The organism is Agromyces italicus DSM 16388, from assembly GCF_000421545.1.
In the GTDB taxonomy this organism is placed as follows: Bacteria; Actinomycetota; Actinomycetes; order Actinomycetales; family Microbacteriaceae; genus Agromyces; species Agromyces italicus.
Window position 1 is genome coordinate 593,471 of record NZ_ATXF01000004.1, and the last position, 23,840, is coordinate 617,310.

Annotated in this window: 19 protein-coding genes; 11 read left to right on the plus strand and 8 right to left on the minus strand. The window is 69.8% G+C overall.

What is annotated here, in order from left to right:
- Positions 1-69 precede the first annotated feature (69 nt).
- The 9 genes from H516_RS0103135 (at position 70) to H516_RS0103175 (ending at position 9,448) form a co-directional block, all read left to right on the plus strand.
- Positions 70-1,167, plus strand: coding sequence for a BMP family lipoprotein (locus H516_RS0103135; protein WP_022888269.1), 1,098 nt, complete (start codon positions 70-72; stop codon positions 1,165-1,167).
- Between the two features lie 160 nt (positions 1,168-1,327).
- Positions 1,328-2,845 (plus strand): ABC transporter ATP-binding protein, encoded by a 1,518-nt coding sequence (locus H516_RS0103140; RefSeq protein ID WP_022888270.1) that lies wholly within the window; start codon positions 1,328-1,330, stop codon positions 2,843-2,845.
- Entirely contained in the window at positions 2,842-4,224 is a 1,383-nt protein-coding gene (locus H516_RS22490; RefSeq protein ID WP_022888271.1) for an ABC transporter permease subunit, read from the plus strand. The genes H516_RS0103140 and H516_RS22490 overlap by 4 nt, the downstream gene beginning before the upstream one ends.
- Before the next feature lie 5 nt (positions 4,225-4,229).
- Entirely contained in the window at positions 4,230-5,528 is a 1,299-nt protein-coding gene (locus H516_RS22495) for an ABC transporter permease (RefSeq protein WP_026378356.1), read from the plus strand.
- 59 nt (positions 5,529-5,587) lie between these two features.
- Positions 5,588-6,004 carry a cytidine deaminase gene (locus H516_RS0103155; protein WP_022888273.1) on the plus strand — a complete coding sequence of 139 codons (417 nt, stop codon included), beginning with the start codon at positions 5,588-5,590 and terminating at the stop codon, positions 6,002-6,004.
- Positions 6,001-7,305: a thymidine phosphorylase gene (locus H516_RS0103160; RefSeq protein WP_022888274.1), complete on the plus strand. Its 1,305-nt coding sequence runs from the start codon at positions 6,001-6,003 to the stop codon at positions 7,303-7,305. Before H516_RS0103155 ends, H516_RS0103160 begins: the two co-directional genes overlap by 4 nt.
- 193 nt (positions 7,306-7,498) lie before the next feature.
- Positions 7,499-8,620 (plus strand): adenosine deaminase, encoded by a 1,122-nt coding sequence (locus H516_RS0103165; RefSeq protein WP_022888275.1) that lies wholly within the window; start codon positions 7,499-7,501, stop codon positions 8,618-8,620.
- A gap of 67 nt (positions 8,621-8,687) precedes the next feature.
- Entirely contained in the window at positions 8,688-9,167 is a 480-nt protein-coding gene (locus tag H516_RS17995; protein ID WP_051138662.1) for a PTS sugar transporter subunit IIA, read from the plus strand.
- A complete protein-coding gene (locus H516_RS0103175; protein WP_026378358.1) occupies positions 9,164-9,448 on the plus strand; it encodes a PTS sugar transporter subunit IIB in 285 nt (94 codons plus the stop codon). Before H516_RS17995 ends, H516_RS0103175 begins: the two co-directional genes overlap by 4 nt.
- Positions 9,449-9,584: 136 nt before the next feature.
- On the opposite strand, the gene H516_RS0103180 is transcribed toward H516_RS0103175, so the two are convergent.
- Both H516_RS0103180 and H516_RS0103185 read right to left on the minus strand, forming a co-directional pair.
- On the minus strand, positions 9,585-11,309 hold the full coding sequence (locus tag H516_RS0103180) for a phospho-sugar mutase (RefSeq protein WP_022888276.1): 1,725 nt from the start codon (positions 11,307-11,309) through the stop codon (positions 9,585-9,587).
- Positions 11,310-11,335: 26 nt separating this feature from the next.
- Positions 11,336-12,163 (minus strand): purine-nucleoside phosphorylase, encoded by an 828-nt coding sequence (locus H516_RS0103185; RefSeq protein WP_022888277.1) that lies wholly within the window; start codon positions 12,161-12,163, stop codon positions 11,336-11,338.
- 84 nt (positions 12,164-12,247) lie between these two features.
- Between H516_RS0103185 and H516_RS0103190 the strand changes: the two genes are divergently transcribed.
- Both H516_RS0103190 and H516_RS18000 read left to right on the plus strand, forming a co-directional pair.
- The gene (locus H516_RS0103190) at positions 12,248-13,678 is read left to right on the plus strand and encodes an NAD(P)H-quinone dehydrogenase (RefSeq protein WP_022888278.1); all 1,431 of its coding nucleotides are present in this window, start codon (positions 12,248-12,250) and stop codon (positions 13,676-13,678) included.
- Positions 13,679-13,721: 43 nt separating this feature from the next.
- On the plus strand, positions 13,722-15,224 hold the full coding sequence (locus tag H516_RS18000) for an APC family permease (protein ID WP_051138692.1): 1,503 nt from the start codon (positions 13,722-13,724) through the stop codon (positions 15,222-15,224).
- A gap of 47 nt (positions 15,225-15,271) precedes the next feature.
- Here the strand turns inward: H516_RS18000 and H516_RS0103200 are convergent, their stop codons facing one another.
- The 6 genes from H516_RS0103200 to H516_RS0103225 all read right to left on the minus strand — a co-directional run bounded on the left by H516_RS0103200 (position 15,272) and on the right by H516_RS0103225 (position 23,791).
- Positions 15,272-16,363: a LacI family DNA-binding transcriptional regulator gene (locus H516_RS0103200; RefSeq protein WP_022888280.1), complete on the minus strand. Its 1,092-nt coding sequence runs from the start codon at positions 16,361-16,363 to the stop codon at positions 15,272-15,274.
- A gap of 78 nt (positions 16,364-16,441) precedes the next feature.
- Positions 16,442-17,953: an amidohydrolase family protein gene (locus H516_RS0103205; RefSeq protein WP_022888281.1), complete on the minus strand. Its 1,512-nt coding sequence runs from the start codon at positions 17,951-17,953 to the stop codon at positions 16,442-16,444.
- Positions 17,950-19,500: a Na+/H+ antiporter NhaC family protein gene (locus H516_RS0103210; RefSeq protein ID WP_022888282.1), complete on the minus strand. Its 1,551-nt coding sequence runs from the start codon at positions 19,498-19,500 to the stop codon at positions 17,950-17,952. Before H516_RS0103210 ends, H516_RS0103205 begins: the two co-directional genes overlap by 4 nt.
- The gene (locus H516_RS0103215) at positions 19,497-20,366 is read right to left on the minus strand and encodes a PfkB family carbohydrate kinase (protein WP_022888283.1); all 870 of its coding nucleotides are present in this window, start codon (positions 20,364-20,366) and stop codon (positions 19,497-19,499) included. The genes H516_RS0103210 and H516_RS0103215 overlap by 4 nt, the downstream gene beginning before the upstream one ends.
- On the minus strand, positions 20,366-21,379 hold the full coding sequence (locus tag H516_RS0103220; protein WP_022888284.1) for an SIS domain-containing protein: 1,014 nt from the start codon (positions 21,377-21,379) through the stop codon (positions 20,366-20,368). Before H516_RS0103220 ends, H516_RS0103215 begins: the two co-directional genes overlap by 1 nt.
- A 639-nt stretch (positions 21,380-22,018) precedes the next feature.
- Positions 22,019-23,791, minus strand: a complete 1,773-nt coding sequence (locus H516_RS0103225) for an acetyl/propionyl/methylcrotonyl-CoA carboxylase subunit alpha (protein WP_022888285.1) — start codon at positions 23,789-23,791, stop codon at positions 22,019-22,021.
- Between the last annotated feature and the right edge of the window lie 49 nt (positions 23,792-23,840).

A 23,840-nucleotide genomic window follows, 5' to 3' on the forward strand; every position in this document is an offset into this window, starting at 1 on the left:
TTGCGCAACATTGGGTAACGTTTCTGCACGAGCCTCGCGAAGGTCGGGGCGCAGTCTTTGGAGGACACTGTGAAGGTCACGACCAAGAAGGCCGCTCTCGGCGGCCTCGCGATGTTCGGTGCGGCTGCACTGCTCGCCGGATGCGCATCGGCTCCCGAGGAGTCGAACGAGGGCGGCGGCGAGGCGCTCGACTACCTGCCCTGCATGGTGTCCGACGAGGGCGGCTTCGACGACAAGTCGTTCAACCAGCTCGGCTTCGAGGGCCTCGTGAAGGCCGCCGACGAGCTCGGCGTCGAGTACACCGAGGTCGAGTCGGCCGCTGAGACCGACTACGCCTCGAACCTGCAGGGCCTCGTCGACCAGGGTTGCAACACGATCGTCACGGTCGGCTTCCTGCTCGCTCCGGCCGCCCTCGAGTCGGCCACCGCGAACCCCGACCTCGAGTACATCTCGATCGACGACACGGTCGACACCGACTTCGACGGCACCACCGACGCCGAGAACATCAAGCCCATCATCTTCGACACCGCGCAGGCGGCATACCTCGCCGGCTACCTCGCCGCGGGCATGAGCGAGACGGGCGTCGTCGGCACCTACGGCGGCATCAACATCCCGACCGTCACGATCTTCATGGACGGTTTCGCCCAGGGCGTCGACCACTACAACGAGGAGAACGGCACCGCCGTCAAGGTCCTCGGCTGGGACCGCGCCAAGCAGGACGGCTCGTTCACCGGCGGCTTCGCCCCCGATGACAAGGCCAAGCAGGCCGCGCAGGGCCTCATCGACCAGAACGTCGACGTGCTCCTGCCCGTCGGCGGCCCGATCTACCAGCCCGGAGCCGCGGCGATCCGCGACTCGGGCCGCGAGATCGCCCTGATCGGCGTCGACGCCGACGTGTACGAGACCGACCCGACGGTCAGCGACCTCCTCCTCACCTCGATCCGCAAGGGCATCGACGTCGGCGTCTACGACGCGATCATCGAGGCGGGCAACGGCGAGTTCGACCCGACCCCGTTCGTCGGCACGCTCGAGAACGAGGGCGTCGGCCTGGCGCCGTTCCACGACTGGGAGAGCAAGGTCCCGGCCGAGCTCGCCGACAAGGTCACCGAGCTGCAGGAAGCGATCATCGCGGGCGACATCACCGTCGAGTCCTACCTCGCCGGATAAGCGATCCGCAATCACGAAGTCGGGGAGGTCGGCATTGCCGGCCTCCCCGGCTCGTTTCCAGCCGAGCAGGTTCGGCCGCATCTGAGCAGCACGCTCCGATGCACCTCAACATTCGCGCAGCATCTCCAACGGATGCGGACAGATCACTAGGATCGGGGTCATGAAGCTCGAACTTCGCGGCATCACGAAGCGATTCGGCAGCTTGGTCGCCAACGACCACATCGACCTCACCGTGGAGGCCGGAGAGATCCATTGCCTCCTCGGCGAGAACGGTGCAGGCAAGTCGACGCTCATGAACGTGCTCTACGGCCTGTACCAGGCCGACGAGGGCGAGATCCTCCTCGACGACGTCGTCCAGCACTTCGCCGGACCCGGCGACGCGATGAAGGCCGGTATCGGCATGGTGCACCAGCACTTCATGCTCATCCCCGTCTTCACCGTCGCGGAGAACGTCATGCTCGGCCACGAGTCGACCAAAGCGGGCGGATTCCTCGACCTGCAGGCGGCTCGCGCGAAGGTGCGCGAGATCTCCGACCGATTCGGGTTCGACGTCGACCCCGACGCGCTCGTCGACGACCTGCCCGTCGGCGTGCAGCAGCGCGTCGAGATCATCAAGGCGCTCTCGCGCGACGCGAAGGTGCTCGTCTTCGACGAGCCGACCGCCGTGCTGACACCGCAGGAGACCGACGAGCTGATGGCGATCATGCGCCAGCTCCGCGAGTCGGGCACCGCGATCGTGTTCATCACCCACAAGCTCCGCGAGGTCCGCGAGGTCGCCGACCGCATCACGGTCGTCCGCCTCGGCAAGGTCGTCGGCGAGGCCTCGCCCACCGCCTCGAACGTCGAGCTCGCCTCGCTCATGGTGGGTCGCGCCGTCGAACTCACCGTCCAGAAGGACCCGCCGAAGCTCGGCGAGCCGGCGCTCGTCGTCGAGGGCCTCTCGGTCATCGACCACATCGGCCAGCTGGTCGTGAACGACGTCAGCTTCGAGGTCCGTCGCGGTGAGATCCTCGCCGTCGCCGGCGTCCAGGGCAATGGGCAGACCGAGCTCACCGAAGCGCTCGTCGGCCTGCAGCCGCGCGTGCAGGGCTCGATCTCGCTCGACGGCGAGGTGCTCTCGGGCGCGAGCGTCCGCAAGATCCTCGACTCGGGCGTCGGCTTCGTGCCCGAAGACCGCAACGAAGACGGCCTGGTGGGCGAGTTCTCGATCGCCGAGAACCTCATGCTCGACCGTTCGAACGGCGCCCCGTTCGTCAAGGCGGCCAACGTGCAGCGCGGCGTGCTCGAGCAGTTCGCGACCGAGAAGGTCGCGGAGTTCGACGTCCGCACCCCGGGCATCGACACGAAGGTCGGCCGGCTCTCGGGCGGCAACCAGCAGAAGGTCGTGCTCGCTCGCGAGCTCAGCCGCGAGCTCCGCCTCCTGGTCGCGGCGCAGCCGACGCGCGGCGTCGACGTCGGGTCGATCGAGTTCATCCACAAGCGCATCGTGGCGGCGCGCGACGCTGGCGTCCCCGTCGTCGTCGTCTCGACCGAGCTCGACGAGGTCACCGCACTCGCCGACCGGATCATGGTCATGTACCGGGGCCGCATCGTCGGCATCGTGCCCGGCGACACCCCCCGCGACGTCCTCGGCCTGATGATGGCCGGCGAGGTCCCCGCAGAAGGAGCCGCCGCATGAGCGACCCCCAGCCGCCCGCCCAGCCCGAGCCGGGTGCGGAGCCCGTCGAGTCGACCGTCGGCGGGGCGGAGCCCGCAGCGGCCTCCGCGCCGAAGGCGACCGTGACCGCGACCGACACCGCGCCGCCGCCCGCGGGGTCCGCGAAGCCCGCACCGGCCGACGTCGAGCCCCCGTCGCGATGGGCGACCGCGTTCCGCGAGATCGTCACCGGCAACGCCATCATCTCCGTGCTCGCCGTCGTGCTCGCCCTGATCGTCGGCGCGGTCATGATCGCCTTCACCGACGAGCGGGTCCAAGAGGCCGCGGTCTACTTCTTCGCCCGACCCGGCGACACCTTCGTCGCCGTCTGGGAGTCGGTCTCGGGCGCGTACGTCGCGTTCTTCCAGGGTTCGATCTACAACTTCCGACGGCCCGACTTCATCGCCGGCATCAGGCCGCTCACCGAGACCCTCACCTTCGCCACCCCCCTCATCGCGGCGGGTCTGGGCGTGGGCCTCGCATTCCGCGTCGGCATGTTCAACATCGGCGGTCGAGGCCAGATGCTCATCGCGGCGTCGGCCGCCGGCTGGGTCGGCTTCGGGTTCGACCTGCCCTGGGGCATCCACATGATCGTCGCCGTGCTCGCCGGCATGATCGGTGCGGCGCTCTGGGCCGGCATCGCCGGCCTCCTGAAGGCGCGAACCGGCGCGCACGAGGTGATCGTGACGATCATGCTCAACTATGTCGCGCTCTACCTCGTGCAGTGGATGCTGCGCACGCCTGGCCTCCTTCAGGCCCCGGGCTCCAACAACCCGAAGACGCCGGCGATGAAGGAGAACGCGATCCTGCCCGAGCTGCTGGGGCCGCAGTTCAATCTGCACTTCGGCTTCATCCTCGCGATCGGCGCGACCGTGCTCGTCTGGTGGATCCTCAACCGCTCGAGCCTCGGCTTCAAGTTCCGCGCGGTCGGCGAGAACCCGAACGCGGCCCGCGTCGCCGGCATCAACGTGAAGTCGATGTACGTCTACGCGATGCTCATCTCGGGTGCGCTCGTCGGTCTCGCCGGTGTCAGCCAGGTGCTCGGCACCGTGACCACCGGTTTCTCCAGCGGCATCGACGCCGGCATCGGCTTCGACGCGATCACCGTCGCGCTCCTCGGCCGCTCGACGCCGTGGGGCATCCTCGCGGCCGGCATCCTGTTCGGTGCGTTCAAAGCGGGCGGCTTCTCGATGCAGGCCGCCGAGGGCGTGCCGATCGACATCGTGCTCGTCGTGCAGTCGCTCATCGTGTTGTTCATCGCGGCACCGCCGCTCGTGCGCGCGATCTTCCGACTGCCCGCTCCCGGATCGACTCCGAAACGGCAGAGACCCATCGTGACGAAGGAGATGGAGGCGAAGTGAGCACCGTGACCACCGACCCCGCCGTGCCCCTGACGGCCTCGCTCGACAAGACGGTCGTCGTCAGCTGGAAGGCGCCGATCGCGTTCGCGATCTTCACCGTGCTCGCCGCCGTGCTCTTTGCCGCAGCCGGAAGCCATGGCGAGGCGACGTTCCGGCTCTCGCAGGGCAACGACCTCCTCCAGCTGCCCGACGTCACGCTCTCGAGCGAGGTCACCTCGTGGGTCTGCATCGTGCTCATGGCGGCGATCACCGTCGTTTCCGCCCTCCTCGTGCGGGCGAAGCGCAAGGTCGGCATTTGGCTCGTCGCGCTGTTCGCCGTGATCTTCCTCATCGGCTTCCTCACGTGGGCGGCCGCGGGTTCGCGCACTCCGGTCATCCCGCTGCCCGGGCTCCTCGCGAGCGCGCTGAGCCTCTCGGTTCCGCTCATCTTCGGTTCGCTCTGCGGCGTCATCTCCGAGCGCGTCGGCGTCGTCAACATCGCGATCGAGGGTCAGCTGCTCGCGGGCGCCTTCACCTCGGCGGTCGTCGCGTCCGCGGTCGGCAACGCTGTCATGGGTCCCGCGCTCGGCATGGTCGCGGCCGCGATCTCGGGCGTGCTCGTCGCGTTCGTGCTCGCGGCGTTCTCGATCAAGTACTTCGTCGATCAGGTCATCGTCGGCGTCGTGCTGAACGTGCTCGTGCTCGGCCTCACGAGCTTCATGTTCTCGCAGGTGCTCGCGCCGAACGCGGCCGTGCTCAACTCGCCGCCGCGCCTCGAACGGCTGCCGATCCCCGTCCTCAGCGAGATCCCGCTGATCGGTCCGATGTTCTTCCGCCAGACGATCCTCGTGTACCTCATGTACATCGCCGTCGCGGTCGTCTACGTCGGCCTGTTCCACACCCGCTGGGGCCTCCGCCTCCGCTCGGTGGGCGAGCACCCGCAGGCCGCAGACACGGTCGGCATCAACGTCACGGGCACCCGATTCTGGAACGTCTCGCTCGCCGGCGCGATCGCCGGACTCGGCGGTGCGTTCTTCACCATCGGCTCGGGCATCGCCTTCAGCAAGGAGATGACCGCGGGCGCGGGCTTCATCGCCCTTGCTGCCGTGATCTTCGGCCAGTGGGACCCGATCAAGGCCACGCTCGCGGCGCTGCTGTTCGGCTTCGCGACGAGCCTGCAGGTGACGCTGTCGATCATCGGTTCGCCCGTGCCGAGCGAGTTCATGCTGATGCTGCCGTACCTCATCACGATCCTCGCGGTGGCCGGTTTCGTGGGCAGGGTCCGCGGCCCCGCCGCGGCGGGCAAACCGTACATCAAGTCCTGAGCGGATGCCTCGGGGCCGCCCCGAGGCATCCATCACCTCATCTGCAACGGGGGAGCAACATGACCGAGACGGATGCGATCGATTGGCAGGGCCTGCGCGAGCGCGCCCGCGAAGCGATGGCGAAGGCGTACGTGCCGTACTCCGAGTTCCCGGTGGGGGCGGCGGCGATCGTCGACGACGGCCGCATCGTGAGCGGCTGCAACGTCGAGAACGCTTCGTACGGCGTCACGCTCTGCGCCGAGTGCTCGCTCGTGTCGGCGCTCATCATGTCGGGCGGCGGCAAGCTCGTCGCGTTCACCTGCGTCGACGGGCACGGGGCGACGCTCATGCCCTGCGGGCGGTGCCGTCAACTGCTGTACGAGCACTCGGCCGAGAGCATGGTGCTCGACACCGTGTCGGGACTGAAGACCATCGACGAGGTGCTGCCCGACGCGTTCGGCCCGCGCCAGCTCGCAGAATTCCGAGGAGAAGCATGAGCACCGCCATCGAGCCCTTCGACGCCGTCGACCTGATCCGCGCGAAGCGCGACCGGCGCGAGCTCACGTCGCCCGAGATCGCTTGGCTCGTCGACGCCTACACGCGCGGCTACGTCGCCGACGAGCAGATGTCGGCCATGACGATGGCGATCTTCCTCAACGGCATGACCCGCCGCGAGATCCGCGACCTGACGATGGCGATGATCGCCTCGGGCGAGCGCATGGACTTCTCGGGGCTCGGGAAGCCCACGAGCGACAAGCACTCCACGGGCGGCGTCGGCGACAAGATCACGCTGCCGCTGATGCCCCTCGTCGCGACCTTCGGCGTCGCCGTGCCGCAGCTCTCGGGGCGCGGGCTCGGCCACACGGGCGGCACGCTCGACAAGCTCGAGTCGATCCCGGGGTGGCGGGCCGACCTCACGAACGACGAGATGTTCGCGCAGCTGCGCGACGTCGGCGGCGTGATCTGCGCCGCGGGCGCCGGGCTCGCGCCGGCCGACAAGAAGCTCTACGCGCTCCGCGACATCACCGGCACGGTCGAGGCGATCCCGCTCATCGCGTCGTCGATCATGTCGAAGAAGATCGCCGAGGGCACGGGCGCGCTCGTGCTCGACGTGAAGTTCGGCTCGGGCGCGTTCCTCCAAGACATCGAGCGCTCGCGCGAACTCGCCCGTACGATGGTCGAGCTCGGCGAGGACGCCGGGGTCGCGACGAGCGCCCTCATCACGAACATGAACGTGCCGCTCGGGCTCACGATCGGCAACGCCAACGAGGTGCGCGAATCGGTCGAGGTGCTCGCCGGCGGCGGCCCCGCCGACGTGCGCGAGCTCACGGTCGAACTCGCCCGTGAGATGCTCGCCCTGGCCGGGCGGCCCGACGTCGATGTCGAGGCCGCGCTCGACGACGGGCGCGCGATGGACACCTGGCGGCGCTCGATCGTCGCCCAGGGCGGCGACCCCGACGCAGCCCTGCCCGTCGCCCGCGAGCAGCACGTCGTGACCGCCGAGCGCGACGGCGTGCTCGTCGAGCAGCAGGCGCTGCCGTTCGGCATCGCCGCGTGGCGGCTCGGCGCGGGCCGCGCCCGCAAGCAGGACCCGGTGCAGCATGCCGCCGGCATCGAGCTGCACGCGAAACCCGGCGACGCCGTGCGCGCCGGCCGGCCGCTCTTCACGCTGCACGCCGACGAGCCCGCACGATTCGAACGAGCCCTCGCCGCCGTCGAGGGCGCCTGGCGCATCGGCGACGCGGGCGACGCGATCGAGAACGGCGGCCCCCTCATCGCCGACCGGATCGGCCGCTGATCGGTGACCCGCTCTTCCCCGGTTGATCGTTTCTCAGGAGATTTCGGACCGCACGCACCCCGCACGCGCGGAAATCTCCTGAGAAACATGCGGTCCGAGTAGCACCCTCCTGAGAAACGGTGTGGCGGGTCGCGGAGCTCCTTGCTTCGAGATTGCCGAGACTTCGTCGGGGTCGCGCCGCTATCGTGGTCACGTGAACACGATTCCGACGGAGTACCGGCTCGAGGGCGACGGCACGAACATCCAGGCCCTGCCCAAGATCTCGCTGCACGACCACCTCGACGGCGGCCTGCGGCCGCAGACCCTCATCGAGCTCGCCGACGAGCAGGGGCTCGAGGTTCCCGCCGCCGACGCCGACGGCCTCGCCGCCTGGTTCACCGAGCAGTCCAACTCGGGTTCGCTCGTCGAGTATCTGAAGACCTTCGACCTCACGACTGCGGTCATGCAGACCCGGGCCGGGCTCTCGCGCGTCGCGCGCGAGTTCGTGCACGACCTCGCCGCCGACGGGGTCATCTACGGCGAGATCCGCTGGGCGCCCGAGCAGCACCTCGCCCGCGGGCTCACACTCGACGAGGCGGTCGAGGCCGTGCAGGAGGGCCTCGAACAGGGTTCCGACGACGTGCGTCATCAGGGCGGAGGCATCCGTACCGGGCAGCTGATCACCGCGATGCGCCACGCCGACCGCGGGCTCGAGATCGCCGAACTCGCCGTGCGCCACCGTGATCGCGGCGTCGTCGGCTTCGACATCGCGGGCGCCGAGGCCGGCTTCCCGGCGAGCCGGCACCGTACCGCTTTCGACTACCTCGCGAGCCGGTTCATGCCGGTCACGGTGCATGCGGGGGAGGCCGACGGCCTCGAGTCGATCCGCAGCGCCCTCTTCGACGGCCGCGCGCTCCGCCTCGGTCACGGCGTCCGCATCGCGGAAGACCTCCTCATCGAACGCCAGGACGACGAGAACACCTACGTCTCGCTCGGCCCGGTCGCCCAGTGGGTGCGCGACCGTGAGATCGCCCTCGAGACGAGCCCGTCGTCGAACCTCCAGACCGGTGCGATCGCCGCATGGGGCGACGAGCTCGTCGACCATCCCTTCGATCTGCTCTACCAACTCGGCTTCCGGGTGACGGTGAACACCGACAATCGCCTCCAGTCGGGCACGAGTCTGACTCGCGAACTCGCACTCCTCAGCGACGCCTTCGGCTACGACCTCGACGACCTCGAGACGTTCCAGCTCAATGCGGCGGCGGCGGCCTTCCTGCCCCTCGATGACCGCGATGAGCTCGCCGAGCTCATTCAAGACGGCTTCGACGACGCCTGACGACGCTGCCGACGGCGGATGCCACGCGCCCACGCCGTCCGCTCCGCCGCCCCCGAACGGACCCGAGATGAACCTCCCACCCCTTCCCGACGAGGCCGTCGTCATCGGCGCGCACGCCGTCGACTGGCGCAGTGCCGTGCGTGAGACCGGGCGCGCGCTCACCCGCTCGGGCGCGACCCGATCGGACTACGCCGACCGCATGATCGCGGTCATCGAGGAGTTCGGCGCCTACGTCGTCATCGCCCCCGGGCTCGCGCTCGCACACGCCCGGCCAGGGCGCGACGTGCGCCGCGAGGGGCTCGCGGTCGTGACGCTCGCCGAGCCGGTCGCATTCGGGCACCCGCACAACGATCCGGTGCGAGTCGTCGTCGGCCTCGCGGTCGAGAACGCGGAGGAGCACGTGGCCTCGGTCGCGAACCTCGCGAACGTCTTCAACGATGCCGGGGCGGTCGATCGGCTCGCCCGTGCGCGCGATGCCGCAGAGGTTCGCGCGCTCCTCGGCATCGGCGTCGGTGGAGGCGCAGTGGCGGGAGGGGGTGCGGCATGAAGATCATCGCGGTCTGCGGCGTGGGCATCGGCACCTCCGCAATTCTCAAGGTCAATGCCGAGCGCGCCCTCGAACGCCTCGAACTCACCGCCGACGTCGATGCGAGCGATCTCGCGGGCATCGCCGCCGCCGCGGCCGACGCGCAGGTGATCCTCACCTCGAGCGAACTCGCGCCGGCGGTGCGTCAGGCCGTCGGGCGGAGCTTCGCCGAGGTGGTCGAGGTGACGAACTACTTCGACGTCGACGAGATCTCGCGGCTCCTCGAGCGCTCGCTCGGCTGACGCACTCGCCCGGTTCAGGTGTGAACCACGAATCCGCGACGAAACCCCGATGCTCACGAGTTCAGGCGCGGAGTCGGGGTTCGAAGCCCGTGGTGGACGGCCGCCGGCGGGGATGTCCACTGGCCGGCACAGCTGATCAGGCCACCAGCTCGCGCATGCCGGCCTCGAGCGTCGCGATCGTCGCCGTCGCCGCAGCACGGCGCTCGGCGACGGTGCCCTCCTCCGAGACGGCGTCGAGGTAGACCTTGAGTTTCGGCTCCGTGCCGCTCGGGCGCACCATCACCCGAGCGCCGCCGTCGAGCACGATCCGCAGCACATCCGACGGGGGGAGCGAGCCGAAACCGTCGGCGAGGTCCTCGATGCGCTCGACGCGGATGCCACCGACCGAGGCCGGCGGTTCGGCGCGCAGCCGCGCCATGACCGCGCCGATGCGCGAGAGCTCGGTGACGCGGATCGAGATCTGGCCGGAGGCGTGGCATCCGAATCGCTCGACGAACTCGTCGAGGTGATCGGCGACCGTCTTGCCCTCGGCCTTCAGCTCGGCCGCGAGCGAGAGGAACGCGGCCGCCGCCGAGATGCCGTCCTTGTCGCGGACGACTTCGGGGTTCACGAGATAGCCGAGCGCCTCCTCGAAGCCGAAGACGAGGCCGGGCGCCCGTGAGATCCACTTGAAGCCGGTGAGCGTCGCCTCGAAGTCGAGCCCGTAGGCGCGGGCGACGGCCTCGAGGCCGGGGGAGGAGACGATCGAGCAGGCGAGCGAGCCCGACGGGCCGCCGTCGCCGCGTGCGCTCGCTGGAGCGCGGCGCGCTGCGAGCCACCCGAGCGTGAGGCCGACCTCGTTGCCGGTCAGCCGGCGGTACCCTGCGCCGTCGGGCGCGGCTGCGTCGGGGATCGCGACCGCGAGCCGGTCGGCGTCGGGGTCGTTCGCGACGACCAGTTCGGCGTCGACGGCGCGCGCGAGCTCGAACGAGAGGTCCATCGCGCCGGGCTCCTCGGGGTTCGGGAAGGAGACCGTCGGGAACGCGGCGTCGGGCGCGATCTGCGCCTCGACGAGCGCGGGGGCGTCGAACCCGGCGGCCTCGAGCACGCGTGACGCCGTCTCCCAGCCGACGCCGTGCATCGCCGTGTAGACGACGCGCGGCTGCGACGCGGGCGCGCCGGGGGCGGCGCTCGCGGCGGTCCGGCGCACGTACTCGTCGACGACGTCCTCGGTGGCGGTCTCGAAGCCGGCGCGCAGCAGTTCGGGCACGGTCGCGGTCGACGCGACGCGCAGGATGTGCGCCGCGATCTCGGCGTCGGATGGGGCGACGATCTGCGAACCGTGGTGCTCGCCGCCGAGGTACACCTTGTAGCCGTTGTCGTTCGGCGGGTTGTGCGAGGCCGTCACCATGACGCCCGCCGAGGTCTCGAGATGGCGCACGGCGAAGGCCAGTACCGGGGTCGGCAGCAGGCGTGGCAACAGGATGGCGCGCACCCCCGCCCCCGCCATGATCTCGGCGGTGTCACGGGCGAAGACGGCCGAGTTCTTGCGCCCGTCGTAGCCGATGACGACCGAGGGGGCCCGGCCCGGCGCGGCGTGCTCGAGCAGGTACGCGGCGAGCCCGGCGGCCGCTTGCGAGACGAGCACGCGGTTCATGCGGTTCGGGCCCGCGGCGATCTCGCCGCGGAGCCCCGCGGTGCCGAACTCGAGGCGCGCATCGAAGCGGTCGGCGAGTTCGGCGGATGCCGCGGCGTCGCCGCCGCGCACGGACTCGATGATCGCGGCGAGCTCGTCTCGGGTCTCGGGGTCGGGGTCCTGTGCGATCCAGGCCGAGGCGGCGGCGACGCGTTCTGCGTCGCGGGCGTCGGGTTCGTGCGTCATGCGTCGGTCCTTCCTGCGGGCGGCGCTCAGAGCGCGGCGACGATCTTCGCGAGCAGGGCGCTGATCACGGGCTCGGCGGCCTGCCCGGCCTCGATCACCTCGGCGTGGCTCAGCGGCGTCTGCTGGATGCCGGCGGCGAGGTTCGTGATGAGCGACATGCCGAGCACCTCCATGCCGGCCTGGCGGGCGGCGATCGCCTCGAGCGCGGTCGACATGCCGACGATGTGCCCGCCGATGGTCTTCGCCATCTGCACCTCGGCCGGGGTCTCGTAGTGCGGGCCGCGGAACTGGCAGTACACGCCCTCGTCGAGACCGGGGGCGATCGAGTGCGCGAGGTCGCGCAACCGCTGCGAGTACAGGTCGGTGAGGTCGATGAAGGTCGCGCCCTCGAGCGGGGAGTCGGCCGTGAGGTTGAGGTGGTCGCTGATCAGCACGGGGGTGCCGGGCGTCCAGTGCTCTTTGATGCCGCCGGCGCCGTTCGTGAGGATCATCGTCGTCGCGCCGGTGGCGGCCGCAGTGCGCACCGAGTGCACGACCCGACGCACGCCGTGGCCCTCGTAGTAATGGGTGCGGGCGCCGATCACGAGTGCGCGCCTGCCGCTCGGCAGCAGCACCGAGCGCAGGGTGCCCGCATGCCCCTCGAGCGCGGGCTTCGAGAAGCCCGGCACCTCGGTCGCTGCGAGCGTGTGGGTCGTCTCGCCGATGAGTTCAGCGGCACGCCCCCAGCCGCTGCCGAGCGTCAGCGCGACGTCGTGGCGCTGCACACCCGTGAGTTCGGCGATCTTCGCGGCGGCGGCTGCGGCCACCTCGAACGGGTCGGCAGTGGGGTCGTCCAGCGGGTTCGCATCGTGCATCCCACCACTCTAGAACGCGTCGGATGCTTCGGCGCGAAGCTGCGCATGTGCTGGCCGTGCCCGTGAAACTGGCAGAATGTGAGCATGTCCTACGAGTTCGAGCGCACGCAACGGATCGCCGTCCTCGGAGGAGGTCCGGGCGGGTACGAGGCCGCCCTCGCCGCCGCCCAGCTCGGCGCCGAGGTCACGCTGGTCGAACGTGCCGGCGTCGGCGGCTCGGCGGTGCTCACCGATGTGGTTCCCTCGAAGTCGCTCATCGCCACCGCCGAGGCGTCGAACGCGGTGAAGGAGGCCGCCGATCTCGGCGTGCAGTTCTACGCCAAGGGCGACTCGGAGAAGGCCGTCAAGCCGAACGTCGCGATCAACCTCGCCGCAGTGAACAAGCGGCTCCTCGGGCTCGCGGCGCAGCAGTCGGACGACATGCGCTCGAACCTCATCGAGGCCGGCGTCCACCTCGTGCACGGCGAGGGCCGACTCGACGGCCCGAACGCCGTCATCGTCGCGACGTCGAAGGGCGGCACCGACTTCGACCGCATCGAGGCCGACACGCTCGTGCTCTCGGTCGGTGCGACGCCCCGCGTGCTGCCGACCGCCGTCCCCGACGGCGAGCGCATCCTCACCTGGACCCAGCTCTATTCGCTTCAGCAGGTTCCCGAGCACCTCATCGTCGTGGGCTCGGGCGTCACCGGTGCCGAGTTCGCCTCGGCGTACCGGGCGCTCGGCGCCAAGGTCACCCTCATCTCGAGCCGCGATCAGGTCCTTCCGGGCGAAGACGCGGACGCGGCATCCGTGATCGAGAAGGTCTTCAAGCGCAACGGCATGAAGGTGCTCAACAAGTCGCGCGCCGAATCGGTCGTGCGCGACGGCGACGCCGTCGTCGCGACGCTCAGCGACGGCCGTGAGGTGCGGGGCTCCCACTGCCTGATGGCGGTCGGCTCGGTGCCGAACACCCGAGACCTCGGCCTCGAGCAGGCCGGCGTGCAGTTGGCAGAGTCGGGCCACATCCGGGTGAACCGGGTGGCACGCACCTCCATCCCGAACATCTATGCGGCCGGCGACTGCACGACCTTCCTGCCGCTCGCCTCGGTCGCCTCGATGCAGGGGCGCACGGCCGTGTTCCACGCGATGGGCGACATCGTGAACCCGCCCGAGAATCGCAACATCACCTCGAACATCTTCACGCAGCCCGAGATCGCGACCGTCGGGTGGACGCAGAAGGAGATCGAAGAGGGCGTCGTCCCCGGCGTCGTGTACAAGCTGCCGCTCTCGTCGAACCCGCGCGCGAAGATGATGGGCATCCGCGAGGGCTTCGTGAAGCTCTTCGCCTCGAGCGGCTCGGGCTCGATCATCGGCGGCGTCATCGTCGCGCCGAAGGCCTCCGAGCTGATCTTCCCGCTCGCGCTCGCCGTCGAGCACCGGCTCACCGTCGACCAGTTCGCCGAGGCGTTCCCCGTGTACCCGTCGCTCAGCGGTTCGCTGACCGATGCCGCGAGGGCCATGCACGTCGTACGCTGAGGTGATCGGGCGCCGCGGGGGCGGCGCCCAACCGGGGGTGGCGATGAAGCTGCGAGTGAAGTCCGTCGAGGCGTCGATCGCCGACTCCCACGACGAGGAGCGCAGCCTGAAGCGCTCGCTCGGCACCTGGGATCTCGCCCTCATGGGCATCGCGGTCGCCGTGGGCGCCGGCATCTTCTCGGTCGGGGCGCAGGCGGCGGCGAACTTCGCCGGTCCCAGCGTCATCGTCTCGTTCGTGCTCGCCGCCGTCACGTGCGGGCTCGCCATCATGTGCTACGCCGAGTTCGCCTCGACCGTGCCGGTCGCGGGCAGTGCCTACACCTTCACCTACGCGACGATGGGGGAGTTGCTCGCCTGGATCATCGGATGGGACCTCATCCTCGAGCTCTTCACCGCGGCGGCGGTGCTCGCGAAGTACTGGGGCGTCTACCTCGGTGAGGCGCTGCTCGCCTTCGGGCTGCCGTTCCCGTCGACCTTCGACCTCGGCGGGCTCGAGGTGAGCTGGCCGGCGTTCCTCATCGTGGCGGTGTTCACCGCGCTCCTCGTCGCCGGCACGAAGCTGACCGCCCGCGTCGGCGCGGTCTTCACGATCATCAAGGTGGCGATCGTGCTGTTCGTGATCGTCGTGGGCTTCGTCTTCGTGAAGGCCGTGAATTTCACCCCCTTCATCCCCGAGGCGGTGCCGACCGAGGGCGGCGCGACCGACGTGTGGACGCAGTCGCTGTTCTCCTGGGCGACCGGTGCCGCACCGGCGCAGTACGGTGTGTTCGGCATGCTCTCGGCGGCCGCCCTCGTGTTCTTCGCCTTCATCGGCTTCGATGTGGTCGCGACGAGCGCCGAGGAGGTGCGAGCACCGCAGCGCACCCTGCCCCGCGGCATCTTCATCGGACTCGGCATCGTGACGCTGCTCTACGTGCTCGTCTCGATCGTGATGACCGGGATGGTGTCGTACCGCGAACTCGCCGAGGAGGAGACGCCGTCGCTCGCGACCGCGTTCCGTCTCGTCGGGCAGGATTGGGCGTCGGCCGTGATCTCGCTCGGGGCCCTGGCCGGCCTCACGACGGTGATCATGATCATCCTCCTCGGGCTCTCGCGCATCGTGTTCGCGCTGAGTCGCGACGGACTCCTGCCGCGGTGGCTGTCGAAGACGACCGAGCGCACGAAGACTCCCGCCCGGGTCCAGATCATCGCGGGCACGGTGGTGGCGTTCGTCGCCGCGTTCACCGACGTCGGCCTGCTGGAGGAGATGATCAACATTGGCACGCTCTCGGCGTTCGTGCTCGTGTCGATCGGCATCGTGGTGATGCGGCGCACCCGGCCCGAACTGCCGCGCGGGTTCCGGGTGCCGTTCTCCCCGGTGCTGCCGATCCTCTCCGCCGCGCTCTGCCTCTGGCTGATGTTCAACCTGACGACGCTCACCTGGGTGCGGTTCCTCGTGTGGCTCGCGATCGGCATCGTCATCTACCTCCTCTACGGCCGCCGCCACTCGCGGATGGCCGGAAGCGTCAGCGAGGTCGAGGTTCCGACCGCGCAGGGCACCCCATGACACGTCTGCGGGGTTGTGCCACGAACGAATGCCCGACGAAGCCGATCTCACCCTCGCGGGGCCGCGATCGACCCGCGGTCGATGAGCTCCGAGGCGAGGTGGTCGACGAAGGGCTCGCCGCCGGCTCCGGAGATGCGTTCGATGAGACGTCGGGCGGCGTGCTCGCCGAGGCGCTGCACCGGCTGCCGCACGGTGGTGATCGGCGGATCGAACACGCTCGCCCACGGTGAGTCGTCGAAGCCGACGATCGACATGTCAGCCGGCACACGCAACCCCGCCGCGTGAACCTCCTCGAGCACGCCGATGACGGCGTCGAGCTCGGTCGCGATGAATGCGGTCGGGGGGCGCGGCGTCGCGAGCACGGTGCGCACGAACGCCCGCACCCCCGCAATCGACTGCTCGCCGGTCATGACGATCGCCGGGTCGAGCTCGAGGTCAGCTGCATCGAGCGCCGCACGGTACCCGAGGAAGCGCTCGCCGACGCTCGTGAGCTCAGTCGTCGTCGCCCACCGCTCCAGGGAGCTCGGCGTCACCGTCTGCCGGCCCAGCCGTGCCGGTCCCCAAACGAGCGCGATCCGCCGGTGCCCTGCCGCGATCAGGAGCTCGGTCGCATCGCGTGCCGCGTGGCGGTTGTCCATGACCACGGCATCGGCCTCGAGGCCGGCGAGGGTGCGGTCGATCTGCACAATCGGCACCCCGCGCAGCTGTGCCGTGCGCAATGGGTTGGGGTCTGCGGCCGCGCCGCCCGCCGGCGCGATCACGATGCCGTCGACCTGCTTGCCCATGAGCAGGCGCACGGCCTCGTCTTCACGGGCCTCATCTTCGTCGGTGTTGACCAGGACGGTGCCGTAACCGGCCTCTCGGGCCGCGTCGGCGATGCCTCGCAGGACGCCGGCGAAGAACGGGTTGGCGATGTCGGCGACCACCACGCCGAGCGTCATCGTGACGCCGGTGCTCATACTGCGGGCGAGCTCGTTCGTCTCGTAGCCGAGTTCGCGCGCCGCTGCGAGCACCCGTTCGCGGGTGTGCGCGCTCACCGAGCCGTAGTTGCCGAGCACGCGCGCCGCCGATGACCGGCCGACTCCGGCACGTCGGGCGACCTCGGAGAGGGTGGGCTTCGCGGTGTCCACGGTCGTCACCGATTCAGTGTATTGGGCAGACGGCCGCATCGTGCAGACGCTGGGCGGCGCAGGTGCCGTCGCTCTGGGCGCGCCGACTTACGCGGCATGCACGACCCGGCCGTCCGCCAACACCAGCGCGGGCACTGCGTCGAGCAGTTCCTCGGGCCGCGCGTGCAGTAGCTCTCGGTCGTAGACGACGAGGTCGGCCGCGGCACCGGGCGCGAGTACGCCCCATTCCCCGGGCTGTCCCATCGCCCTGGCCGCCACGGTCGTCCACATCGCGACGACGGCGTCCCGCGAGACGGCGTTGCCCGTCACCCAGCGTGCGGCCACGTCGCCGTCGCCGAGTACGCGTTCGCTCGCAGACAGCATGGCCTCCGGCAGGCTCGGGTTGAACAGCGGGAAGTCCGTGCCCGCCGTCACCGCGACTCCGGAGGCGAGCATCGCCGCGAAGTTGCCGAGTCGTTCGCCGCGGTGCGCCCCCAGCAGTTCCTCCATCAGCGCTCGGTCGTACCCCGGGTAACGCAGCAGCTGCGGATACGTCTCGACACCGATGCCGAGTCGACCGAGTCGGCCGGCGTCGATGGCGTCGACGAGGCTGGCGTCGGAGAGCGAGCAGCCCGCTGGGAGCGTCCCGTGCTGGGCGAAGTCCTCGAAGACCTCGATGCAGGCGCGTGCGGCTCCGTCACCGTCGGCGTTGAGGGCCAAGCGGAACCCGGCGGCGAGCACCCGCTGAGCCTGTGTCGCGAGCGCCTCGTAGTCGACCTCGGCGTGCTGCGCACGGCGCCAGCGGTCGTCGGGCGGGAGCAGCTCGGCCGTCAGCTCGTCGAAGGAGCCGTCGGTCATGAGCTTGTAGCCGTGGAACCGAGCGCCCGGGCGGCCTGCCCAGGCAGCCCCGGCGTCGAGATCGGGCACGGCTGCCACCGCCTGCGAGGCGAAGGCGTACCGCAGCGCGAGCGTTCCATTCGTCAGCATCCGATCGATTGCGGGAAGCATGCCGAGATGAGTGTCGAAGGCGATGTCCTTCACCGAGACGACGCCACCACGGTGCATCCGCTCGGCCGCTGCCGCGAACGCGGCCTGCACAGCCCCTTCGTCGTCGGCGAGCTGGGCGTACAGGGCGTGCAGCGACTCGTTCGAACCCGGATCGAGCTCTCCGAGCCGCTGAGTCGCCGCCCGGGTCGCGACAATCGCAGTGCGCTCGTGAGCGATCGCAACGAGGTCGCAGTAGACGTTCTCGTCTTCGGCAGCCGCAACGAGCGTCACGGCCCGCGCAGCATCGACGCCGCGTACCGCGAGCGACCGCCCCGCGCTCGTCGCGGTTCGGGCCGCGGCCCCGACCTCTTCGTCGCTCAATGTCGCGACGTCGAGGCCGCCGTGCTCGAGCAGCTGCGAGGTGAAGAACACATGGTTGTCGTGCAGGCCGGCGACGACGGTCGCGGCGCGCGCATCGACCACGTCGGTGCGCGCGCCGATGAACGCGTCGGGCGAAGCATCCGTGGTGTCGACTGCGATGATGCGGTTGCCGGCCACAGCCACGAACCCGGGGCCGGCGGCGGCGGCCCCAGGGTGGATGCTGCGGCCGACGACGACGAGGTCGGCGATCAAGCCGTGACCCCGACGAGCCCCACCACGGTGAAGCCGACGAGCGCGATCCCCGCGGCGACGAGCTGGTACGGCAGGTTCGTGATCCAGTGGCGGTACAGAGGCACGCGCGTCGAGCTCGCGGTGAGCAGACCCACGTCCGAGGAGATCGCCGCGGCGATGCCGAAGGTGCCGGCCGAGAGCAGCGCTGCGACTGTGGCGGGTGTGCTGGCACCGACCTGCGCCGACAGCTGCACGAGCACGGGCACGAGCAGGATGTACAGCGACCAGTTGAGGGTGACGAGCATCTCGGTGGCGCCGAAGATCGCGAAGATCACGAGCGGCAACCATTGCGGTGCGATCACGCCTGACACGCCCTCGATGACGAATTCGGTGAAGCCGAGGGTCGAGATGCCGTGCACGAGCACGAACGCGAGCGCCATCAAGATGACCAGCGGGAAGATGTCCTTCATGCCGTCGATCACCGCGTCGACGTAGTCGGCGATGGTCGTGAACCGCTGGATGACGAGCAGCACCCCTGTGATCATGATCGCGAGGATGAATCCGAGCTGAATCTGCCCGAACATGAGCGTGGTCGCGATCACGACGGCGACGGGCACGAGGAAGTTCAGGAAGTTCGGCAGCTTCCGCTCTTCGCCGTCGTCGGTGACGTCGGATGCCTCCGTCACTGCGGCGAAGTCGGATTTCAGTGGCCCGAAGACGGGAATCACACGCGCCGAGAGCAGGACGCCGATGATGACCGCCGCCATGGAATAGAAGAGGAACGGCAGCACCTCGAGGTAGACACCGAACTCGCTGGCGCCGTAGCCCGCGGCCACGAGCAGGCCCGCGATGAGCGCCGAAGTCGATCCGATCGGGTTGAGCGTGGTGCCGGGCTCGCCGGTCGATCGGATGACTGCGGCGGTGAAGGTGCGCGGCAGTCCGTATCTGCGATTGAGCGGACTCATGCTGACGCCGACGCCCGATGCTGAGAGGTAGCTGTCATTGCTGAGCAGGAGCGACGAGACCGAGGTCACGAGCCCCGCCGCGCGCGGCCCCCGGGCCAGTTTCGACGCGGCGCGCGCAAATGAGGCGGCGAGTCCCATCTTCTCGAAAACGCCGAGCAGGCCGCCGATCGCGACGAGAAGCACCAGCAGTGCCATGTTGTCGGGGTCTGTGAGCTGGCCGTAGAGGGCGTCCATCCACGCTGTGGCGAGGTCGCCGCGGGCGATCATGAAGATCGCGAGGGCACCGCTCCAGATGAAGCCCTCGATCACGCGATGCGTGGTGAGGATGAAGCCGAACAGCGTCGCGGCCGGCAGCAGGCTCCACCAGCCGTAGTCGGCGCCTTCGCCCGAGGGGGACAGCAGGCTCACGAGGAACACCACGAGCACGCCGGTGTAGCCGGCGATGGTGCGTTGCTTCGTCCCGAATCGGCGATTCGTCTCGTGCTCGCGCTCGGCGGTGGCGTACGCCGTCGTCTCGGTGCCGGGAACGGCGCCGGACACCGTCCCCGGCGCGGTCGTCTCCTGCTGGTCGGCGGAGGACTCGGAGGGAGCAGGTTGCGTCATTGCAGGATCTCTTTCGGGTAGCCGAAGGCACCGTCCACCGCGCACTGCTCGGCGGCGAATCGGGCCGAGCGGCGCAGGGCGGTTTCGATCACGAGCGCGGGGAGGGCCGTGTCTCGCGACCAGCCATGCTCGAGCAGGGTGAGGGTGAAGGCGGTGATGAAGGCATCACCCGCACCCATGGTGTCGTGGGCGTCGATCTCCACGGCGTCGGCGCGGTGCATCCGTTCGCCGTCGAAGACTGCGGAGCCCTCGAGCCCGCGGGTCACGAGGCACAGTCCGGCGCCGCGGGCGTGCACCTCCCGTGCGAGCGCCTCGGCGGCCGGCCAGTCGAGATCGGCGAGCGAGAGCACCGCAAGGTCGACCCAGGGTGCGACGCCGTCGAGGTACTCGGCCGAGCGCTGCTCGGCCTCGTCGGAGAGGTCGAACGACACCAGACGCGCGTGCGTCCGCAGCTCGGCGAGATGCGGCTCGAGGCCGGCGTAGGCGCTCATGTGCACGAGGTCGAAGCCGGCGAGGTAGGCGTAATCGTCGGCGGACGGCTCGAACGGCTGCTCGAGCACCACGCCCGCATCCCAATTGCCGAACACGCGGTCACCGTCGACGACGGTGACGTCGCACCAGCCGGTGTCGCCCTCCCGTTCGACGCAACGCTCGGTCGAGACGCCGAGAGCGGTGAGCGAAGCGCGCAAGTGCCTGGCTGCATCGTCGGAGCCGAGCACGCCGAGGTAGGCGGACTCCGCACCCAGACGCCCGGCGAAGACCGCGAAGTTCACGCAGTTGCCGCCGGGGTAGAGCACTCCGCGTTCAGTGAAGCGGTCGACGACATTGTCGCCGAAGCCGACGACGCGTGCAGGGCGGCCGGTCATCAGTACTCGACCGTGCGGTAGTAGCGACGCTTGGTGAGCGAGTGGTTGCGTGCGCGTTCGAGGTGCTTGCTGAAACGGATCGTGACGGCGTCCACGACGATCGGCGCGACGAGGCCGCGGAATTCGGGCGAGATTCCCGCGACCGGATAGTCCGCGGTGTCGATGACCGTGGTGTTCTCGTTGTAGCGCTCGGTGAAGCGGCAGACGCGCTCCATGAGTGGGCGGGTCTCGTCTTCGCCCACGAAGACGATGACGCTCGTGTCCTTCTCGATGAGCTCGAGCGAGCCGTGGAAGAACTCGGCGCCGTGCACTCGCGTGGTGTGCAGCCACTGCATCTCTTCGAGGATGCACATCGAGTAGTTGTAGGTGAAGCCCCAGAGGTTGCCTGCGCCGGTGAGGAAGTGATACTCGGTCTCGGCATGGCGTTCAGCGAACGCCGCAGCAATCGGATCGGCCTGTTCCTGCACCGCGGTGAGTGCCGCGGTGAGGTCGCCGAGCTCGTCGGCCAGACGCTCGTAGGCGTCGAACTCTCCACGGCGATTCAACAGCGCGGTCGCGAGCAGCAGCAGCTGGATGTCGATCGACTCTCCCGCCGTCTCGTCGTCGGCCCAGTTCACGAGAACGTGGTCGGCGGCGTGCGCGATCGGGCTGTCGGGGTGCCCGGTGAGGGCGATCGTGGTGACCCCGCGTTCGCGGCAGTAGGCGAGCGCGGTGATGGTCTCGGCGGTCGTGCCAGAGAGCGAGGAGAAGACGGCGACCGAGCGCTCGGTGAGGCGCGGGTCGCCGGTGAGCACGAGCTCGGCGGCGATGACCGACGTCACGCGCAGTGTCGACTCACGGGTGATGAGGTGCTCGTAGGGCCACATCGCGGCGTACGAGCCGCCAGAGCCGATGAGGTAGAGCGAGTCGTAGCCGCGTGCGGTGACGGCATCGGCGACCTGCTCGATCTGCGGACGGAGCGCGCCGGCGCCGCCGACGACGCGTTGGTAGATATCCGGGTCGAAGCCGAGCATTCGGGTCCTTTCGGGTGGGACGCGCACGGACGAACGGGCTCGTCTCGGCCGCGCCGCAGAGTGGTACCGGTACCAATTGGTACCGGTACCACTCTTGCACACATGAATGCGCCGAGCAAATCAATGCCACTGCCGATCGAGGGCATGCTGCGCGCTGGCGGCGGCTGCGCCCAACGACGCTCGGAGCGAAGATTCGGCGGAACCCGGGTGATGAGGGCGTGCCGTACGAACGCGCTCCACGACGAGGAGAGAACGCCGAATCATCGGTCGTGCATCGTGCATCGTGCGTCGTGAATGCCCATCACCACGGACCTGCGAGAGGCCGCTGGAGGACTCGCGATCAAGCGGCGGCTTCACGGCGTCGCGGAAACGGGTTCGACGAGTGCGACGCAAGCGCGGCGACGCCGTTCGGCACCGGCGGTGCGTGTCGCCGCGTGCGGCTCGGCCTCGAGCGGCGCGTCAGCGAGGTCGAGCTGCTGACGGCTCGGCTCGGAGCGCCCGGCTCCGTCGAAGGGAACGGCGCGTCGTCGCGTGCAGCGTCAGTGCGGTCGCGCCGGATTCGGCCGAGCAGACGATCGATGACGACGGCGAGAACAGCAGCCGGTCGCCGATCAGGAGGCAGCGGCGATGGCGGGCGAGCTACGCGTCGGCGATCGACAGCAGCAGGTGCCCGCTCGAGACGGTCGCGCCGGCCTCGGCGTTCACGCCGCCGATCACGCCGTCCTTGTGGGCGACGATCGGCTGCTCCATCTTCATGGCCTCGAGCACGAGCACGAGATCGCCCTTGACGACCTTGTCGCCCTCGGCGACGGCGACCTTCACGACGGTCGCCTGCATCGGCGCCTTCACGGCGTCGCCGGTACCGGTGTCGACGGCGTGCGATCCGGTGCGACGGCGCGGCGCGGGGCCGGCCGTGAGCTTCGCGGCGGATGCTCCGCCGGCGAGCCGCTTCGGAAGGCTGACCTCGATGCGGCGACCGGCGACCTCGACGACGACGCTGGTGCGCGCCGCGGGGGCCGCGGACTCCTCGAGCTCGCCCGACCACGGCTCCAGCCGGTTGTCGTACTCGGTCTCGATCCAGCGCGTGTAGATCGAGAACGGCGCATCGCCCTCGGGCGCGAACGCCGGGTTGTTCACGATGTCACGGTGGAAGGGGAGCACGGTGGGCAGCCCCGCGACCTCGAACTCGTCGAGGGCTCGACGCGCGCGCGAGAGCGCCTCCGCACGGTCTTTTCCGGTGACGATGAGCTTCGCGAGCAGCGAGTCGAACGCGCCCGAGATCTCGTCGCCGCTGGTCACGCCCGAGTCGACCCGGATCCCGGGGCCGCCCGGGAAGCGGAGCTGGTGGATCGGACCGGGCGCGGGGAGGAAGCCTCGGCCCGGGTCTTCGCCGTTGATGCGGAACTCGATCGAGTGCCCCTGCGTCTCGGGGTCGGCGTAGTCGAGCACGCCGCCCTCGGCGAGCCGGAACTGCTCTCGGACGAGGTCGAGGCCGGTGACCTCTTCGGAGACCGGGTGCTCGACCTGGAGGCGGGTGTTCACCTCGAGGAACGAGACCGTGCCGTCCTGGCCGATGAGGAACTCGCAGGTGCCGGCGCCGACATAGCCCACTTCGCGAAGGATCGCCTTCGACGACTCGTACAGGGCCGACCGCTGCGCCTCGCTGAGGAACGGCGCCGGCGCCTCCTCGACGAGCTTCTGGTGGCGGCGCTGCAGCGAGCAGTCGCGCGTCGAGACCACGACGACGTTGCCGTGCTGGTCGGCGAGGCACTGGGTCTCGACGTGGCGGGGCTTGTCGAGGTACTTCTCGACGAAGCACTCGCCCCGGCCGAAGGCGGCGACCGCCTCGCGGGTGGCCGACTCGAAGAGCTCGGGCACCTCTTCACGGGTGCGGGCGACCTTGAGGCCGCGGCCGCCGCCGCCGAAGGCGGCCTTGATCGCCACGGGCAGGCCGTGGACGTCGACGAACTCGAGCACCTCCGAGGCATCCGCGACGGGGTTCAGGGTGCCGGGCGCGAGCGGGGCGCCGACCTTCTCGGCCACGTGGCGGGCGGAGACCTTGTCGCCGAGACGCTCGATCGCCTCGGGCGAGGGGCCGATCCAGACGAGGCCGGCGCCGATGACGGCGCGCGCGAAGTCGGGGTTCTCGGCGAGGAAGCCGTAGCCGGGGTGCACGGCGTCGGCGCCCGAGCGGCGGGCGACCGAGAGGATCTTGTCGATGACGAGGTAGGTCTCGGCGCTCGTGGTGCCCTCGAGGGCGTACGCCTCGTCGGCGAGCTTCACGTGGCGGGCGTCGCGGTCCTGGTCGGCGTAGACGGCGACCGAGCCGATGCCGGCGTCGCGAGCGGCGCGGATCACGCGGACGGCGATCTCTCCACGGTTGGCGATGAGGACCTTGGTGATACGCGGCATAGTTCCCAAGCCTATTGCGCAGGGCGGCGCCGACTTTGGGTGACCTCCA